The sequence below is a fragment of the Mesorhizobium sp. Arg314 genome (assembly GCF_053714275.1).
The window spans coordinates 36,740-51,717 of the sequence record NZ_JBSKBP010000036.1; the positions used below are offsets into that span (position 1 = coordinate 36,740).

A 14,978-nucleotide genomic window follows, 5' to 3' on the forward strand; every position below is an offset into this window, starting at 1 on the left:
TGATCATCACGCGCGCTAACGCCTAGCCCGGCAAGGTCGTGGTCGCGCCGCGGCAGTACCCCGTTACAGAGACTATCTACCGGTATCCAACGCCCGTGACGTAATTGAAGAGCATTTGCTCCTCCACCTCTTCTTCACGGAAAAGAGCTCTCATCGCATCGCGTATGTCCAATATGCCGAGAGGCTTTGCGCCGACATCGAGCACGGGGAGGTTTTGCAGGCTTTGCGAAGCCATGGCCTGGTAGACGGTGTGGAGATCATCCTGCGGACCGCATGACACGATTGGGCTGGTCATGAGGGCCGAGGCCAGCGGCGCCGGCGATCCCGGGCTGGTGAGGTGGCGGATAAGGTCAGATTTGCTTAGAACGCCTGCCGCCGCTCCATTGTCGTCACACACAACGACAAGGCCAATACCGGGCTTCGAAAGCGACAATGCGGCGGCTTGCACCGCCGCATCAGCGTTGATCACCAACAGGCGAGCCTTCGTCATCGCGTTGAGTTGTTCGATTTGCATGAACGTCCTCCGAGAGATCGCCTTCTTTCCGTCGAGCTCACTTTTCGAATGTCGTCAGGTTGGTGTCGTTCGTATCGACAACGAATACGGCAAGCATGCGCGCGGGTTCCGTCTTGCTGGCATTCTCCTCGAAGGTGTGATGATCACCCGGAAACTCAGAAAAATTTTCGCCGGCGCGATATGTCTTCACCGGACCGTAGTTGACCTGAGTATTGACTGCTCCTTCGAGAACCGTGGCATAGATGAAAGCCGATTTAGCGTGAGTATGCGCCTGGGAACTTCCGCCAGGCCCGTATTCGACGAGCACGCCCTTGATGCTCTTGCCTGGCACGTTGGGCAGCGGCTGGTCGTAGACCAGCGTGGCCTTGGCGCCGTGCGTATCGTCGGCCAGGGCGCTGGTTGCGGAGATAGCTGCGACGGCAGCGATGAAGAGGGTCGTTCTGATCATTGTCTTGGCTCCTGTTTGTGAAGGGGGATCGCCGGCCGATGGGAGGGGCGGCCGGCGACCGGGCTCTTGCCGGGGGGACGCGGCGCGAGCCTATGACCTGATGAAGGCAAGAAGGTCCGGGTTCACTGTGTCGGCGTGGGTCGTGCACATGCCATGCGGGAATTTCTCGTAAACCTTGAGTGTCCCGTTTTTCAGGATCTTGGCTGAGAGCAGTGCCGAGTCGGCGATGGGAACAATCTGGTCGTCGTCGCCATGCATCACGAGCGTCGGCACATTGATGGTCTTTAGATCGTCGGTGAAGTCGGTCTCTGAAAAGGCCTTGATGCCTTGATATTGTGCCTTGGCGCTGCCCATCATCGCCTGCCGCCACCAGTTTTGAATTACACCCGAAATTGGCTTCGTGCCCGGCCGGTTGAACCCGTAAAAAGGACCACCCGAGAAATCGAGATAGAACTGAGCCCGATTGTCAGCGAGCGCCTTACGCAAGCCGTCAAAAACTTCGGTTGGCAGGCCGCCAGGGTTGGCAGGGGTCTTCACCATGATCGGCGGCACGGCACCGATCAGCACGAGCTTGGCGACGCGACCCCGGCGCTGACCATGCCGCGCGACATAGTGAGCAGCTTCGCCGCCACCGGTGGAGTGACCGACATGAACGGCATTTTTCAGGTCGAGATGTTCGAACACGGCGGCGGCATCAGCGGCGTAGTGGTCCATGTCGTGACCTTCGCTCACCTGCGCCGATCGGCCATGGCCGCGCCGGTCATGGGCGATAACGCGGTAGCCCTGGCCGAGAAAATAGAGCATCTGCGCATCCCAATCGTCGCCGCTCAGAGGCCACCCGTGGTGGAATACGATCGGCTGGGCATCCTTGGAGCCCCAGTCCTTGTAGTAGATTTCCGTACCGTCACGGGTGGTGATCGTGCCCATGCTCGTTGCTCCCCAATTTGCCTCGGAAGATGGAAGGTTTTGGTGCTTCGCCCGAGCGGGTGTGGCTCGGACAAGACAGGCCGCAACCGAGGTGGGGACGGCGCCCAACAAGACATCGCGGCGCGACGCGCGATGACCAAGATCGTGTTCGAAGTCGCCGGCATCATGGGATTGATGCTCGCCCCTATCGCGCAGTACAAGTTTGCCGTTACTTCTGCGGCCCCGCATGACGGTCGCTCGGTCGGCTTTTGCCATATAGCGCCCTTCAGCCAGCGTTTCGATGTAATGCTCAGCCTCCCAGCCCTCGATCCACGGCCCGGCGATGTACTTTTCGTCGTTGTAGACGTAAAAACCAGTAAGTCCGTTTGTGATCGCTTGCTCTATCACGTGGTATGTCATCTGATTTTCTTCTTTCTTATTTGTCAGCATGTTGTGCTGCTTCGCGCTAATTTGAATATCGCAACATCGAGGACATGCGTGCCGCACATCAGTGCCGCTGGAGCGAGGCGTGGCTGAACCAGTCTTCGAAGCGCGTTGCACCGATGCGTGGATGGTCGCCTGGCACGAGCGAGCGGTCGTTCAGCTCCGTGCCAAAATATCGCGCTTGGGGATCCGCGGTTACTTTGCGCGGATCGTTCGTTGCCTTCAGAAACCGCGCGACCAGCTCGCTCATGCGGCTCGGCTCCGGGCCTGCGATCTCGATCACACCATTGACCGGCGGCGAGAGCGCAACATCGGTCATGATGTCCGCGACGTCCTCAGACGCGATTGGCTGAAAATAGGCACTGGAAACTGTTGTGGTGTCCCCAACCGTTCCTGACTGGGCGATCCCGCCCAGAAACTCGAAAAACTGCGTCGAGTGGACGATGGTGTAAGGGATGCCGGAGCCTCGGATAAGCTTTTCCTGGGCCACTTTGGCGCGCATATAGCCGCTGTCGGGCAGACGCTCAGCCCCCACGATCGAAAGTGCGATGTGGTGCTTCACGCCCGCCACCTTTTCTGCCGCGAGCAAGTTCCGGCCGGAGGTCTCGAAGAACTCCAGAACGGCCTTGTCCTCGAAGGAAGGCGAATTCGCCAGGTCGATGACGGTCTGCGCTCCGGTGAGCACTTCGGCGAGGCCTTCGCCGGTAATCGTGTTGACACCGCCGTTCGGAGACGCGGCAAATACTTCATGTCCCTTCCTGCGCAGCCGCTCGACTGTTTTCGAGCCGATCAGCCCGGTACCACCAATGACCACGATCTTCATAACGAACCTCCTCGTTCGTGTTTCAGGGTTGATTTGTCTGATCGAGCCAATGGCCTAGTGGGCATCAGCTGTCTTCGCTCCAGACGATGCACCGGAGCTGCAGGCCCAGACTATCGAACGGAAGCATCTGTCATGCGATGCCAAGGTCTAGGATAGATGCATCCGTAGATTGGGGACCCTAGTCAGCAAGGAGACACCGTCTGAGTGCTAGCCAAGCCGACATGCGGTCAGGAGTGATCGGAAGACCCCATTCAGCAGCTAGGCCGGCGGAAGGCAGCTTTCGGCCAACGCCAAAACTCCTCGACCAGGATGGGGCGCAAAGCTGCCGTTCGCGTCGTGTAAAACGTGCGTCTGCTTCGGGTCAGACTTTCCCGTTCCCCACAGCTTCTTGCCGGAGCGAGACAGGTCATCACGCCCAACACTTCCCGAGCGTGGGGAAAGGCGGTGGCGCCCAATCGAATCGAACCCGCGCACACTTTGCAGTGCGACAGCGCCCGTGATCCATGTCGTCAAAGCCGCGAGCCCTAGCCGCTCGAGGCGACGATGCACGCAAGGGCCGCACCTGGGCCTGCAGCCGAGACAGCCATACACCTGACTGATCGAGCGCGCCCGCTCCGCCTCGACGACGGAGCGGACATCCTGATCACTAACACATTGCATGACCAGATGATCATGGCGCGATTGTTCTCGACGGCAATCGTATCGCGGCTCGTTCGGCCCTAACCCAGCGGGCGGGTCAGTAGTCCACCAGGACGGCACCCAACGGAAGAGGTTGCCGACGGCCGCCACGCGGCCGACGGACGGGAACGGCATGTGCGTGGACACCAGCCACGCGCCGGTCTCCGCCAGCTCCCGCATCACACGGAGCCGAACACGGGTCGCCTCCTCGGGGTCGTGTTCGAAACCGTTGTGCCATTCGGGGTGGTCGAACGAGACCGGGAAAATCGCGTCGCCGGCGAACATCAGCCGCTCACCGCCGGACGTCATGCGGACCACGCTGTGCCCGGGGGTGTGGCCGCCGGTGCGTTGGACGACCACCCCGGGTGCCACGTCGTACTCAGCCTCGAACGGCCGCAGTTGGCCGTGGTACTCGTTCAGGAAGTGCTTGGCAGCCCGGCGAGCCACGTCCGAGAGCATCGGCCCCATGGCGGTGCGCGAGAAAATCGGGCGCCTCCCAGAACTTGGCCTCGGCGGCGGCCAAGTGAATCCGCAGGTCCGGGCGAAGCTGTTCCTTTCACCCCGTCGACGAGCAGCCCGCCGACGTGATCAAAGTGCATGTGGGTCAGCACCACGTCGGTCACGGCCGCGAGATCGACGCCGGCGGCCGCCAGTCGATGTCCAAACTGCCCGGCCCGCGGGAAGTCCGGGACCTCCCCTCCTATTCCGCTTTCGATGAGGATGGTTTGGCCACCGCTGCGCACCACGACCGCGTTCAGCGCCCAATCGAACGCGTCCCGCGACAGGAACCTGTCATCCGGCCAGGCCCCCCGGACGGCCGGGTCGGCGTTGGTGGCCATTGACTCGGATGGCGGCGTTACCACACCATCGCTGATCACCAACACGTCAATGTCGCCGACCCGCACGGCATAGCGCGACGGAACCAGCTCGTCGGGTCCCGGCCGAATGCCGTCCATTTTCGTGATCACTGTCATTGTCTGTGCTCCTTTCGTCATCTTGCTGTTCATGGGCTTGTCGTAAGCGCGCCAGGTTAGCGGATGGTGGGTCACCGGCCGGAGTTGCCGGCCGATGACAGAGTTCAGCCAGAGAGGTCCTCCGGGCGCTTCACGGCGAGCTTGCCGTGCGGCAGGCCGGTGGACTGGCCGACCTCGATGAGGTAGCCGTCCGGGTCACGCATGTAGCAGCGGATCTCCGCTCCACGATCGATGGGCGGCGTGACAAACTCCGCCCCCCTTGCCTTCCATTCCTCGTAGCAGGCCTGGATGTCAGCGACCCGCAAGTTCAGGAAGATCGAGGCGGTGTTGCCGGGCTGGTAGTCGACCACTGAGATGCCCGGCTTGTCGTCGGTGGGCGGCCCGCCGGGGTTCATGATGATCCACGAATTGGACAGCTTGACCATGCACGGGTTCTCGTCCAGGACGACGGTGCCCCCCAGGACGCGCGAGTAGAAGTCCCGGGACCGGGCGACCTTGCGCACTGCGATGAACAATGTCACCAGAATGCCCTCGGTTGGCGCGGGCAGGTTGGCGAAGTCGATGCGGGGGGCGGGGTCTGTCATGGTTGCTCCATTTTGGTAGCGTTACTCCCAGAAGACCGGTCGGCGACGGCCGAGCAGGGTTGGGAGGACCGCGCGCAGCCGTTGCAGGATGCCGCACACTTGCCACCGACCGCCTCCTCCATGAGGCGGCGGATGATCCGCACACAACGGCCGCACTTGGGGCTGCAGCCGAGACAACCATAGACCTGACTGATTGAGCGTGTCCGCCCCGCTTCGACGACGGAGCGGACATCCTGATCGCTCAACACATTGCATGAACAGATGATCATGGTGCGATGGTTCCCGACGACGACCTTTTCTAGGCTGGTTCGATCCTCACCCGACAAGCGATCAGTAGTCCCAGACAGCCGGTACGCAGCGAAACGCGTCGCCGTCCACCGCCACATGGCAGATCGACGGGAACGGCAAGTGGGTGGCCACCAGCGGCTCGCGGTTCGCCGCGAGCTCCCGCATAAGACTGACGCGGACGCGTGCCGCCTCCTCGGGGTCGTGCTCGAAGCCGTTGTACCAGTCGGGATGGTCGAATCCGACTTGGAACACGAGGTCCCCGGCGAACGTCAGCCGGTCGTCGCCGGACGCCAGGCGAACCACGCTGTGCCCGGGGGTGTGGCCGCCGGTACGACGGACGACTACCCCCGGCGCCACCTCGTATTCCTGATCGAACGGACGCAGCTGGCTGCGGTACTCGTTCGCGAACCGCTTGGCTGCCCGCCGAAGCGCGTCCGGGAACCCCTCCGGCATGGAGACGCGGGAGAAATCGGGCGACTTCCAAAACTCGAGCTCAGCGGCTGCCACGTGAATACGAAGGTCCGGACGCAGTTGCTCCTTCACTCCGCCGATCAGCAGCCCGCCAATGTGGTCCATGTGCATGTGGGTCAGCACCACGTCGGTCACTGACGCAAGATCGATACCAGCGGCCTCCAGTCGATGGATCAACTGCCCTGCCCGCGGCAAGTGCAAGTCCGGGTCCGCCCCGAGGCCGGCGTCGACGAGTATGGTCTGGCCGCCGCTGCGCACCACGACCACGTTCAGTGGCCACTCGAGCATCTCCGGCGACAGGAACTCGTCTTCCAGCCAGGCTGCGCGGACGGCCGGGTCGACGTTGTATGCGATAGTCGGGGATGGAATTGGTAGGATTCCATCGCTGACAATCAGCACATCAATCTCGCCGACCTTAAGTGCGTAGCGCGACGGAACCAGTTCGTCGGGGCTCGATCGGCCGGAGTGTGAAATGTCGTCCAGGCTCATTTTTGCGTTCATGTCTGTCTCCTGTTGATCGCCTTCCCACGGCCCTATCGGCCGCCTCGGCCGCTGGCCCCGTGGATTGGCAAGTGCCTCCAAGGACGGCCACCCGGCGTCTGCAGAAGAGATTGCGGCGCCGTGGCGTGCGCGACCATCAAACGGAAGTATCGGTCAGGCAATTCGAAGGTCCATGGCAGACCCGTTGCAAGCACGGGTGATCCTCCCGCAAACGTCGGAACGCGCCGCTTCGGTCAGGGAATAACGGCTGTGCCTCTTGCATGTCGCTGGTACACCCGGCGCGTAAGATCACGATCAATCCTATACTGCGGTATCTGTCGTTCACGGCCTTGATGCAGTCGACTGCACGCGCGCTCTCGGCATAGCGTTCACCACATGACTCCGGTCGGCACGCTGGTCGATCGGGCAGATGTGAAGCACGGGCGTGTGGCACCGACAGACAGGTCGGCATAATTAGTGATGGCGCTACGCAACGGACGCCTCACGGCTATCAGGCAGAACCAACGGAGCGACCAATGTCCAAGACCATCATGCTAATTCATGGCGCCTGGCTGAACGCCCGCTGCTGGGAAGGCTTCAAGGCCCGCTACGAAGCCAGGGGCTACACGGTTATCGCTCCGTCGTGGCCGCTCGACGACCGTTCTCCGGCCGAGCTCCGTGCGTCCCCCAACCCCGCTCTCGCCAAAGTCGGGATCAACGAGCTCATCAATCACTACGATCGCCTAATCCGTGACCTGCCCGAGCCGCCAATCCTGATCGGGCACTCGTTCGGCGGCACCGTTACACAGCACCTGCTTGATCGCGGCCTCGGCCTGGCCGGCGTCGTCATCGACCCGGCGCCGACTTCTGGCGTGCTGGTCGGGTGGCAGACCATCAAGTCGACCTTCCCCGTGTTCTTTTCCTGGGGAAGCTGGCGGCGCGTCATGACCATGTCGCGCAGGTTCTTCAGCGACCGCTTCGCGCAGGTCGTACAGCCGGGGCAGATCGATGCCATGTATGACCGCTACATTGTCCCCACGCCCGGGAAAATCTATTGGGACGGCCTGGTTTCGGCCGCAGGCAAGATCCGCTGGAACAACCCTAATCGCGCGCCTTTGCTCCTCATTGGCGGTGGCATCGACCTCATTGCCGAGGCTAAGATGACCAAGGCAATGTTCGAGAAGCAGAAGCAGGCGCCGTCGAACACCGAGCTCATGATCTATCCTAACCGCGCCCACTGGACCTGTATTCAGCCGGGCTGGGAGGAAGTCGCCGACTTCGCGCTCGACTGGGCTGTGAAGAACGGCCCCGCGCCCAAAGGTTCTTTGGCTACTGGCGGTCCAGTCGCCTTCAAGGTCGGCAGTTCTTGATCAGCGCGAGGCTGCCCCCACGAGTTGTCTCAGGCGTCCGGCGCTATGACTGTCTAACTCTCGTTCGAGCGGCACGGCGGCGGCACTAACTCGGTTGAAAAGGTCACTGCCTCGTCGCCAATCGATTTGAGCGGCAACGCCACCTGGAACTGCGATAGGAGTTTTGAGATGCTTGCGAAAATACTAGTCGCCGTCGCGGTAGCTATGGCATCTACTGCAGCCTTTGCAGCGGACATCAAGTCCGTATCGAGGCTCGCATTCGGGCCGGACAACATTCTATTTGTAGCCGACTGGAAAGGCGCCCAGGTGCTTGCGCTGACATTGCCGGCACCTGTGCCGAGGAAGGGCGAAGGTACCTTCAACATCATGAACTTGTAGCAGTTGCTGTCCAACTCGCTCGGCCCGGGCAAGCTCACGGTTGAAGACATGGCAGCGCGGCCTGACTCTGGCGAGGTGTACCTGGCAGTAAGCGTCGGAGCGGATAAGACGCCTGCGATTGTAGCAGTCACGTCCGACCAAACGGTGCGCAAGCTTGACCTTGCGAGCTTGAAGTCAACCGCGGCGACGCTGAAGAATGCTGACGATTCCAAGTACGAATTCTGGAAGGAGACACCGGAGCGCAGCTTCACCGTCACGGACATGAAATGGAACAGCGGCGAGCGCTACGCACGATCGGCATCAACGAAGAAGCCGGCGAACTTCAGTCGCTGGTTGGCACCTTCGCGGCCGAGCGATGGCGCTCGATCCGATTCGACCGTTTTGAAGCTGAGTGATCCCCGCTCGCTCGTTCAAACGGTCGGTGCACGTTTCTGAAATCGACTTTCGCGAAAGTCGAGCAATTTCTGATAAACCTCAAGGTGCCCGACAAAATTGCGCGCTACAAACCGCACTAACTTCGGGTTGTTCAACAATCTGTCAAAATAACTCGTAACGGCAATTAGGTTGAGCACTGTTGCGCCATGGGTGCTGGCGAAGCTCAGATATTCATGGCTGACCTTGGCCAGGTCGGTTTCCATGGCAGCCAATTGCGACGAGGAGATGCCCTCATATTGCTTTCGGCGAGCAAAGGGATCGGTGAGCTGCGATCGTGGTGTGAGCGCGATCAAGACTTTCACCACTCGAAATTGCACGCGGTCCAACGCTATCATGAGCCGCACGATTTCAACTTGGCGGCTCGGCACAACCTCTCGCAACAAGGGGAAAATCTTCAAGGGGGCGCCAAAATCGTTCAGAAGGTAGAGAACCTCGAGACAGACACCGCCGACAAGCTGCGGCTCGGCTGTGAAGCACAACGGGCCTTGCTGTTCCTCAGAACGGCAATTCGGTCCGCCGGCTGGCGAACCTCGCGTCAAGATCGAAGGCATCGTTCCGAGATCATGCGTCTGCAGCAAGGCGCGAAAGGCAGCGTTGGGTAGGATCTGACCGGTGGCATTGACGACGCTTTCGAGTTGATGCCGCGCTGCGTCGGCTTCTCTGATGAAATCCTGCATACGATCGAACTGGCGCTTGTAGGTCCGCAAGAATGCCCGGCCACGCAATGGATTCAGCGGCGCCTGCAAATTGTCAGTCAGACGAATGGCATGCCGGTTGTTCTCGACGAAGCGACGAAGCTCGGCGTTGGTCATTTTCACGGAATTGCCGAAATCGGTTCTCGTCTCGCCATCTCAACCACTGGATCAAGCGAAGCGAAGAGGAAGGTATCAAGGCGCACGCCATTGTCTGCCTTGAGCATGCGAAGGGCAGACTGCGCTTCATGAGCGGGCGCAATCAGGAAGTCATGAACAGTTTGATGATCAGGCTCCATTCGGATCAAGATCGTCACGTCGGGGCCAACGATACCCCGGTTCCAGAATATCCAGCGTGGAAAACCGGTGACGACAATCCGATAGCGCGCGATCCATATCGCGACGGAGAATTCTTCATTGACACGAATAAGCTTTGTTTTGGGATCGTAAAGTGCCGAGCCACCGCCCTTGCCAATGTTCGACATCAAGTCCTCGATCGTTTGCTGCCGGATCTGAATTAGCCGGTTGCTGACATCGAGTTTCCGAAAGTTCGCCGATGCGTCGTATCCGATCAACTGGTAGGCGGCCTTCATGCTTCCAAATCGGTGTCCGTAGATGCTGGCTGAGTGACAGCCCGGGGCGGCGTCAATAATTGGGCTCGACAGCTTCCCCCGCTCTTTCAGGAGCTTGGTCAGATCGGCCAGCAACTCCTCATTGGGTTTGAGGTAAGCGCGCGCTCGCCTGATAGCTTGCGCACGATCGAACAGCGCCCGGGTTACGAGCGGCTCGATGACGTTGTCGACGCGAACAAATGCGCTTGGCGGATTTCTTACCCGGTTTTGCAGAAGCCTATGGGATATCCGGTTCCAAACACTGTTGCCGATATATTTCTCGCTGGCCAGTATCGTGCCTACGCACGCCTTGGTCCATGGTCGGCCGAATTCCGTGACCAGGCCGCGTGCGTTTAAGGCAGCCGCAATTTCGGCTTCCGTTTTTCCCTTTTTCACGAATTGATTGAACATCCACCGGACGGTCGAGACCTCATTCTCAGGCCCCGGGACGAGAATGACGCGGTCACTGGCCAGGCCTTTTCGCTCATTGCGATGAAGCATTGCCTTGGGATTTCCCGAGCCGTCAACAAGAACGCGCCTGTAGCCGTAGCCGGCCGGGCCGCCGCCGCTGAAACCCAGTTTGATTATGCGGCTTTGACCGGCAAAGACCCTGTTCGACAGCAAGCGGCTGTACTCCGCAGCCATGCTGCGCTTGATGGCCTTCAACACGTCGGACCCGATGCTCCCATCGTTGACGAATAGCTCGGCGCAGAACTCGATCCGCACTCCAGCTATCTGGCACCGGTATTCATAAGAGGCGCTTTCATCTGTATTCTGGAAGCGCCCCCAACGGCTGACGTCATAGACCACGACGGTTTCGTAATCGGCTCGCCGGCTTTCCACATCTTCCAATAGCCGCTGCAAGCCTGGGCGCCCCCCAAGGCTGAGGCCACTTCGTCCGGGGTCCTCATAGGTTGCAACAATGTCGTAACCCATGACATTCGCATAATTGCGGATCGCATCTCTCTGGTTGTCGATCGAGTAGATCTGCCTGTCTGTGGACATGCGCAGATACTGGGCCGCACGGACCCTTCGCCTCGCTGGCGGAGGATTGTGGGGCATCGCAAACTTGTCCATCGACTTGCACCGTCGTGCTGGTGCTTTAAACTAGCGGTCGATGACCGCGCGGCAAGAGAACGGAATGCTCCAGTACGTCGGGCTGATCCACAAAGAGGACGCCAGCGATTACGGTGTATCCTTTCCCGACTTCCCCGGCGTCGTCACGGCCGGCGCAAGTCTCGAAGAGGTGCGCGAGTTAGCCGAACAGGCTCTTGCCCTCCACGTCGAGGGTCTTATCGACGACGGCGACGTTGTTCCTGATCCTACTTCCCTTAAGAAGGTCGCGGCAAACGCTGACCGTGGGGAACTTACAACCATCATGGTTCCGCTTAGGACCCGCTGAACGTCTTTCCTCTTTGGCAACCATGGCGATCAACTGCCGGGAAACCGTGATTCACTTCGTGAGCGAGCTCCGCCGCCGTTCCGCCGCAATGCGCCCGCACTTGGGCGAAATCGCCCCTGTTTTCAACCTGTTGTCATTTCCCTGGGGCTTCAGAGGAGTTCTAGTGATGATCATCAAGAAGGCCATTCTGGCCGTGCTCATGACCGCAGCGCTCGCCGGCTGCGAGACGCAGACCGAAGGCCAGCAGCGGGCCACCACCGGCGCGCTGATCGGCGGCGCCGGCGGCGCGTTGGTCGGCCAGGCGATCGGCGGCAACACCAAGAGCACCGTCATCGGCGCGGCGAGCGGCGCGCTGCTCGGCGCCGTCGTCGGCTCGGCCACCACGCCGCAGCGCCGCGGCGAGCAGCTCTGCCGCTACCAGGATCGCTACGGCCGCATCTACACCGCGCCTTGCGACGACCGGTACTACAACGGCAATTATTGATCGTGTCGGCTCTTCCTTCTCCCCGTGAACGGACCGTTCACGGGGAGAAGGTGCCCCGAAGGGTGGGGCAGCGCCAAGGTCTCAGATTCTGACGCTGTCGAGTGCTGGAGCAGAAGCGGCCTTGGCGGGCGCGGGAATCGCCCATGTTGTGCCTTGCACGAGGGCCAGGGAACACTGGTGGACGCATACCGGTCGCGTGCACCGCAAAAGGTTCTTGTGCAACGCAACAATCAATGCGTAGATGGCTTTGGGTAAGGCTGGCGGGTTCAGGATGACCGGAGAGCGGATCTGAGACCGGAGACGACCCACTTCGACGCGTTGCACGGGTTGCGAGGCATCGCTGCCGTTCTGGTGATGCTTGGTCATTTCAGCGAGCTTACGGCGCAGCATCTTGATCTGGCGCCGTCAGGCTTTCTTGCCGTCGACCTGTTTTTTCTGCTGAGCGGCTTCGTGATTGCCCACGCCTATGACGAGAAGTTCCGAAAAGGGATGTCTTTCTGGCAATTCGCAGAGGCCCGTATCATCAGGCTTTACCCGTTATACTTCGCCGCCATCGGTGTCGCCATGGTCGGCGTGGGCGCGGTCATCGCAACGCAGGGGCTAGGCTCGTATTCGCGGCTGGATTTGCTTGCGAGCCTTGCGTTTTCCCTTCTTTTCCTGCCCACGCCGCCGTCGCTTTCAGTCGGTCCAGATGTGCTTTTTCCGCTGAACGGTCCGGCATGGTCGCTTTTCTATGAACTCGTCGCCAACGCGGTTTTCGCCGCACTGGCCCTGAGGCTTGCTCGCCGCTCGCTGGCCGCTATCTTCGGCCTTGGTTTCCTGGCGCTGGCGCTGATGGCCTGGGACGGCGTCATCCTGGGCGGCGGCGCCCATGGGACGGCACGATCGCGGCTCCCGCCCGGATCGCCTTTTCCTTCTTCCTCGGGGTGTATCTGCGGCGATATGCGACCGGGGACAGCCGGGACGGCAATCTTTACATGCCGATCCTGCTGGCGCTTTGCGCGGGACTGATGATCTTCCGTCCCGCCGGAAATGCGCAATTGTACGATCTGGCGATTATAGTGCTGGTCTGGCCCTGGCTTGTTCTCACGGCTTCCCGCTTGCGGCTCTCGGGCTTCTGGCGCGCGATCGCCCTGTTCTCCGGCAATATCTCCTACGCCATCTATGCGCTTCACACGCCGCTGATCAGGATCGTGAACATCCTGGACGAATCCGTCACTGGAACCTTGTGGAACCAGCACGGCCTGCCATTCGTCGTGGGAACATCCATTCTCGTCATCGCGGTCTCGGCGTTCGCGCATTATGTCTACGACAAGAATGTCCGGACGCTGCTGCGGCATCTGCTTTCACTGCGGCGCGCACGCGAGGGGGTGACGCAGTTCTAAAGCGCGTCGCGCTGAAACGGATTCAGGCGACGCGCTTTTAAGTCCTTGTTTTTATGCATGTCGTTGTCCCAGAACCGCGTACACTTCTGGGCGACATGCATTAGTCCTGCCGCATCGGCGGCGATCGGACAATGCGCCGGACCAACGATTTGCAACCGTTGCCGATGCTACTCGGCGGGACTTGGCTTCAGCGCCGGCTTACGCGCGAACCGCCGCAACACCGCGCGGCCCAGTTTCTGGCCGGGCATTTCGAAGACCGTGTAGGTGACCCAGGACAGGAGACAAACCCCGGGCATCACGACCGCGAGCACGATGGCGAAGCGCAGCGGCGCGCTGAGGCCGTCGCCATAGCGGGCAATGACGAACGCCGCCACTGGTTGCAGAACCAAAAGGTGGATCAGATAGATGCTGTAGGACAGTTCGCCGAGCACATGAAAGACGCCTCCGCCCAATGCGACGGCGATCCTTCGCGCCACGGCGCCCGCCTGGCCCGGCAGCATCCGGTAGAGGACAAGGGCGAAGAACCCGAGCACCAGCGCTTCGCGTATCACGAGCTTCGAAAGGCCGTAGCCATCGCCGAAGGGGATGGCCGCGAGCGCCATGGCCAGGGCCAGGTGCAGCAGCGGCCGCGGTTGCCTCTGACCCAGAACGCCCGCCAGAAGCATGCCGCACAGGAAGACCTGTATCTTCAGCGGCAGCAATGACGGCATCGGGAAACGGACCGACATCCAACCAAGGACCATCACCGCGATGCCGCCGAGCGCCGCCACGACTATCGCGCTCCAGACCCAGTCGAAACGGCGCACCAAAAGCATGAGCGCGGGGAAGACCGCGTAGAACTGCATTTCCAGCCCGAGGCTCCAGTCGGGCAGCGGCGTCCGGTAGGCGAGGTTCGGGGAAAGGCCGAACAGGAATGTCAGGTGGGCTACAATGTTCTTCAGGCCGCTGTCGAGGAAGCGCTCGGGCGCCTGCGGCGCGCGCTGCAGGAATGCATCGATGACCATCCGCGATTCATAAAGATACGGGCCGAGCGCCAGTGCGAAGAACAGCATGACGTAGAACAGCGGCGCGATGCGGAAATAACGCCGCGTCCAGAATTTGAGCCAGGTCTCAGGCCTTTGCCAGGGCTCCTTGTCCTGGCGCAGTTGATAGTGAAACACCATCAGGAAGCCGGAAAGCATGATGAAGAGGTCGACGCCGAGCGCAGGATCGCCAAGCACCGGAACATGCCAGCCGGTGAGGAGCAGGCAGTGGCCGACCAGCACCCACAATGCGGCGGCAGCGCGAAGGCCGTCCAGGCATTCGATGCGCGATGACTGGCTCATGCTACACTCCATGTTGCATTGCAGCATGGTCACCGGGGTGGGAATGTCAACCTGGTTCGGCATAGCGCGAGAGCCCAAGTGCTCGTAGTGGCAGTTCGAGGGCCGGAAGCGGACCGGCAGTCTTAAGGTGCAAACCTGGTTGTTTCGTGCATGGCCCTAAGCATGTCATTCGGGCGATAGTCTGCGTAAGCGGTTCGCGTCTGCAGGCTGGAGGAAAGGTTCAGTCGAAGAAGCCCGCATCCTCTTCCCTGAGATACTTCATGGCCGCTTGGGCGTCGATATCGAG

17 protein-coding genes and 1 pseudogene are annotated in these 14,978 nt (G+C 60.8%); 7 read left to right on the forward strand and 11 right to left on the reverse strand.

The window, feature by feature from the left end; translation table 11 throughout:
* Positions 1-76: 76 nt before the first annotated feature.
* From ACWGS9_RS27230 to ACWGS9_RS27265, 8 genes and pseudogenes are all read right to left on the reverse strand, one after another.
* Entirely contained in the window at positions 77-514 is a 438-nt protein-coding gene (locus ACWGS9_RS27230) for a CBS domain-containing protein (protein WP_454508151.1), read from the reverse strand.
* A 37-nt stretch (positions 515-551) separates the two neighbouring features.
* The gene (locus ACWGS9_RS27235) at positions 552-962 is read right to left on the reverse strand and encodes a cupin domain-containing protein (RefSeq protein WP_454508152.1); all 411 of its coding nucleotides are present in this window, start codon (positions 960-962) and stop codon (positions 552-554) included.
* A gap of 90 nt (positions 963-1,052) precedes the next feature.
* On the reverse strand, positions 1,053-1,889 hold the full coding sequence (locus ACWGS9_RS27240) for an alpha/beta fold hydrolase (RefSeq protein ID WP_454508168.1): 837 nt from the start codon (positions 1,887-1,889) through the stop codon (positions 1,053-1,055).
* A 487-nt stretch (positions 1,890-2,376) separates the two neighbouring features.
* Complete coding sequence (locus tag ACWGS9_RS27245; RefSeq protein WP_454508153.1) at positions 2,377-3,135, reverse strand: SDR family oxidoreductase; 759 nt, start codon at positions 3,133-3,135, stop codon at positions 2,377-2,379.
* 744 nt (positions 3,136-3,879) lie between these two features.
* Positions 3,880-4,787: pseudogene (locus tag ACWGS9_RS27250) on the reverse strand (MBL fold metallo-hydrolase); the annotation flags it as partial.
* A 104-nt stretch (positions 4,788-4,891) separates the two neighbouring features.
* Positions 4,892-5,371 (reverse strand): VOC family protein, encoded by a 480-nt coding sequence (locus ACWGS9_RS27255; protein ID WP_454508154.1) that lies wholly within the window; start codon positions 5,369-5,371, stop codon positions 4,892-4,894.
* Positions 5,368-5,757, reverse strand: coding sequence for a (2Fe-2S)-binding protein (locus ACWGS9_RS27260; RefSeq protein ID WP_454508155.1), 390 nt, complete (start codon positions 5,755-5,757; stop codon positions 5,368-5,370). The genes ACWGS9_RS27255 and ACWGS9_RS27260 overlap by 4 nt, the downstream gene beginning before the upstream one ends.
* A complete protein-coding gene (locus ACWGS9_RS27265; protein ID WP_454508156.1) occupies positions 5,702-6,631 on the reverse strand; it encodes an MBL fold metallo-hydrolase in 930 nt (309 codons plus the stop codon). Before ACWGS9_RS27265 ends, ACWGS9_RS27260 begins: the two co-directional genes overlap by 56 nt.
* Before the next feature lie 515 nt (positions 6,632-7,146).
* Here ACWGS9_RS27265 and ACWGS9_RS27270 point away from each other — a divergent pair.
* From ACWGS9_RS27270 to ACWGS9_RS27280, 3 genes are all read left to right on the forward strand, one after another.
* Positions 7,147-7,980 carry an alpha/beta hydrolase gene (locus tag ACWGS9_RS27270; RefSeq protein ID WP_454508157.1) on the forward strand — a complete coding sequence of 278 codons (834 nt, stop codon included), beginning with the start codon at positions 7,147-7,149 and terminating at the stop codon, positions 7,978-7,980.
* 168 nt (positions 7,981-8,148) lie between these two features.
* Complete coding sequence (locus ACWGS9_RS27275; RefSeq protein ID WP_454508158.1) at positions 8,149-8,358, forward strand: hypothetical protein; 210 nt, start codon at positions 8,149-8,151, stop codon at positions 8,356-8,358.
* A 3-nt stretch (positions 8,359-8,361) separates the two neighbouring features.
* Positions 8,362-8,793, forward strand: coding sequence for a hypothetical protein (locus tag ACWGS9_RS27280; RefSeq protein WP_454508159.1), 432 nt, complete (start codon positions 8,362-8,364; stop codon positions 8,791-8,793).
* Here ACWGS9_RS27280 and ACWGS9_RS27285 read toward each other — a convergent pair.
* A complete protein-coding gene (locus ACWGS9_RS27285; protein ID WP_454508160.1) occupies positions 8,769-9,605 on the reverse strand; it encodes a plasmid partitioning protein RepB C-terminal domain-containing protein in 837 nt (278 codons plus the stop codon). The genes ACWGS9_RS27280 and ACWGS9_RS27285 overlap by 25 nt on opposite strands.
* Positions 9,606-9,607: 2 nt before the next feature.
* Positions 9,608-11,173: a recombinase family protein gene (locus tag ACWGS9_RS27290; protein ID WP_454508161.1), complete on the reverse strand. Its 1,566-nt coding sequence runs from the start codon at positions 11,171-11,173 to the stop codon at positions 9,608-9,610.
* 64 nt (positions 11,174-11,237) lie between these two features.
* On the opposite strand from ACWGS9_RS27290, the gene ACWGS9_RS27295 reads away from it, so the two are divergent.
* The 4 genes from ACWGS9_RS27295 (at position 11,238) to ACWGS9_RS27310 (ending at position 13,367) form a co-directional block, all read left to right on the forward strand.
* Positions 11,238-11,498: a type II toxin-antitoxin system HicB family antitoxin gene (locus ACWGS9_RS27295; RefSeq protein ID WP_454508162.1), complete on the forward strand. Its 261-nt coding sequence runs from the start codon at positions 11,238-11,240 to the stop codon at positions 11,496-11,498.
* A 166-nt stretch (positions 11,499-11,664) separates the two neighbouring features.
* Positions 11,665-11,982, forward strand: a complete 318-nt coding sequence (locus ACWGS9_RS27300) for a YMGG-like glycine zipper-containing protein (RefSeq protein ID WP_095769050.1) — start codon at positions 11,665-11,667, stop codon at positions 11,980-11,982.
* Positions 11,983-12,309: 327 nt separating this feature from the next.
* Positions 12,310-12,993, forward strand: a complete 684-nt coding sequence (locus ACWGS9_RS27305) for an acyltransferase family protein (protein ID WP_454508163.1) — start codon at positions 12,310-12,312, stop codon at positions 12,991-12,993.
* Positions 12,909-13,367: a hypothetical protein gene (locus ACWGS9_RS27310; protein WP_454508164.1), complete on the forward strand. Its 459-nt coding sequence runs from the start codon at positions 12,909-12,911 to the stop codon at positions 13,365-13,367. The genes ACWGS9_RS27305 and ACWGS9_RS27310 overlap by 85 nt, the downstream gene beginning before the upstream one ends.
* 167 nt (positions 13,368-13,534) lie before the next feature.
* Here the strand turns inward: ACWGS9_RS27310 and ACWGS9_RS27315 are convergent, their stop codons facing one another.
* Positions 13,535-14,692, reverse strand: coding sequence for an acyltransferase family protein (locus tag ACWGS9_RS27315; protein ID WP_454508165.1), 1,158 nt, complete (start codon positions 14,690-14,692; stop codon positions 13,535-13,537).
* Between the last annotated feature and the right edge of the window lie 286 nt (positions 14,693-14,978).

Bases quoted from the DNA above. Each gene is read 5' to 3' on its own strand.
- ACWGS9_RS27245 (WP_454508153.1), bottom strand. From the start codon at position 3,135: ATGAAGATCGTGGTCATTGGTGGTACCGGGCTGATCGGCTCGAAAACA.
- ACWGS9_RS27270 (WP_454508157.1), top strand. From the start codon at position 7,147: ATGTCCAAGACCATCATGCTAATTCATGGCGCCTGGCTGAACGCCCGC.
- ACWGS9_RS27295 (WP_454508162.1), top strand. From the start codon at position 11,238: ATGCTCCAGTACGTCGGGCTGATCCACAAAGAGGACGCCAGCGATTAC.
- ACWGS9_RS27300 (WP_095769050.1), top strand. From the start codon at position 11,665: ATGATCATCAAGAAGGCCATTCTGGCCGTGCTCATGACCGCAGCGCTC.
- ACWGS9_RS27230 (WP_454508151.1), bottom strand. From the start codon at position 514: ATGCAAATCGAACAACTCAACGCGATGACGAAGGCTCGCCTGTTGGTG.
- ACWGS9_RS27265 (WP_454508156.1), bottom strand. From the start codon at position 6,631: ATGAACGCAAAAATGAGCCTGGACGACATTTCACACTCCGGCCGATCG.
- ACWGS9_RS27240 (WP_454508168.1), bottom strand. From the start codon at position 1,889: ATGGGCACGATCACCACCCGTGACGGTACGGAAATCTACTACAAGGAC.
- ACWGS9_RS27255 (WP_454508154.1), bottom strand. From the start codon at position 5,371: ATGACAGACCCCGCCCCCCGCATCGACTTCGCCAACCTGCCCGCGCCA.
- ACWGS9_RS27315 (WP_454508165.1), bottom strand. From the start codon at position 14,692: ATGAGCCAGTCATCGCGCATCGAATGCCTGGACGGCCTTCGCGCTGCC.
- ACWGS9_RS27290 (WP_454508161.1), bottom strand. From the start codon at position 11,173: ATGGACAAGTTTGCGATGCCCCACAATCCTCCGCCAGCGAGGCGAAGG.
- ACWGS9_RS27260 (WP_454508155.1), bottom strand. From the start codon at position 5,757: ATGTGGCGGTGGACGGCGACGCGTTTCGCTGCGTACCGGCTGTCTGGG.
- ACWGS9_RS27235 (WP_454508152.1), bottom strand. From the start codon at position 962: ATGATCAGAACGACCCTCTTCATCGCTGCCGTCGCAGCTATCTCCGCA.
- ACWGS9_RS27275 (WP_454508158.1), top strand. From the start codon at position 8,149: ATGCTTGCGAAAATACTAGTCGCCGTCGCGGTAGCTATGGCATCTACT.
- ACWGS9_RS27285 (WP_454508160.1), bottom strand. From the start codon at position 9,605: ATGACCAACGCCGAGCTTCGTCGCTTCGTCGAGAACAACCGGCATGCC.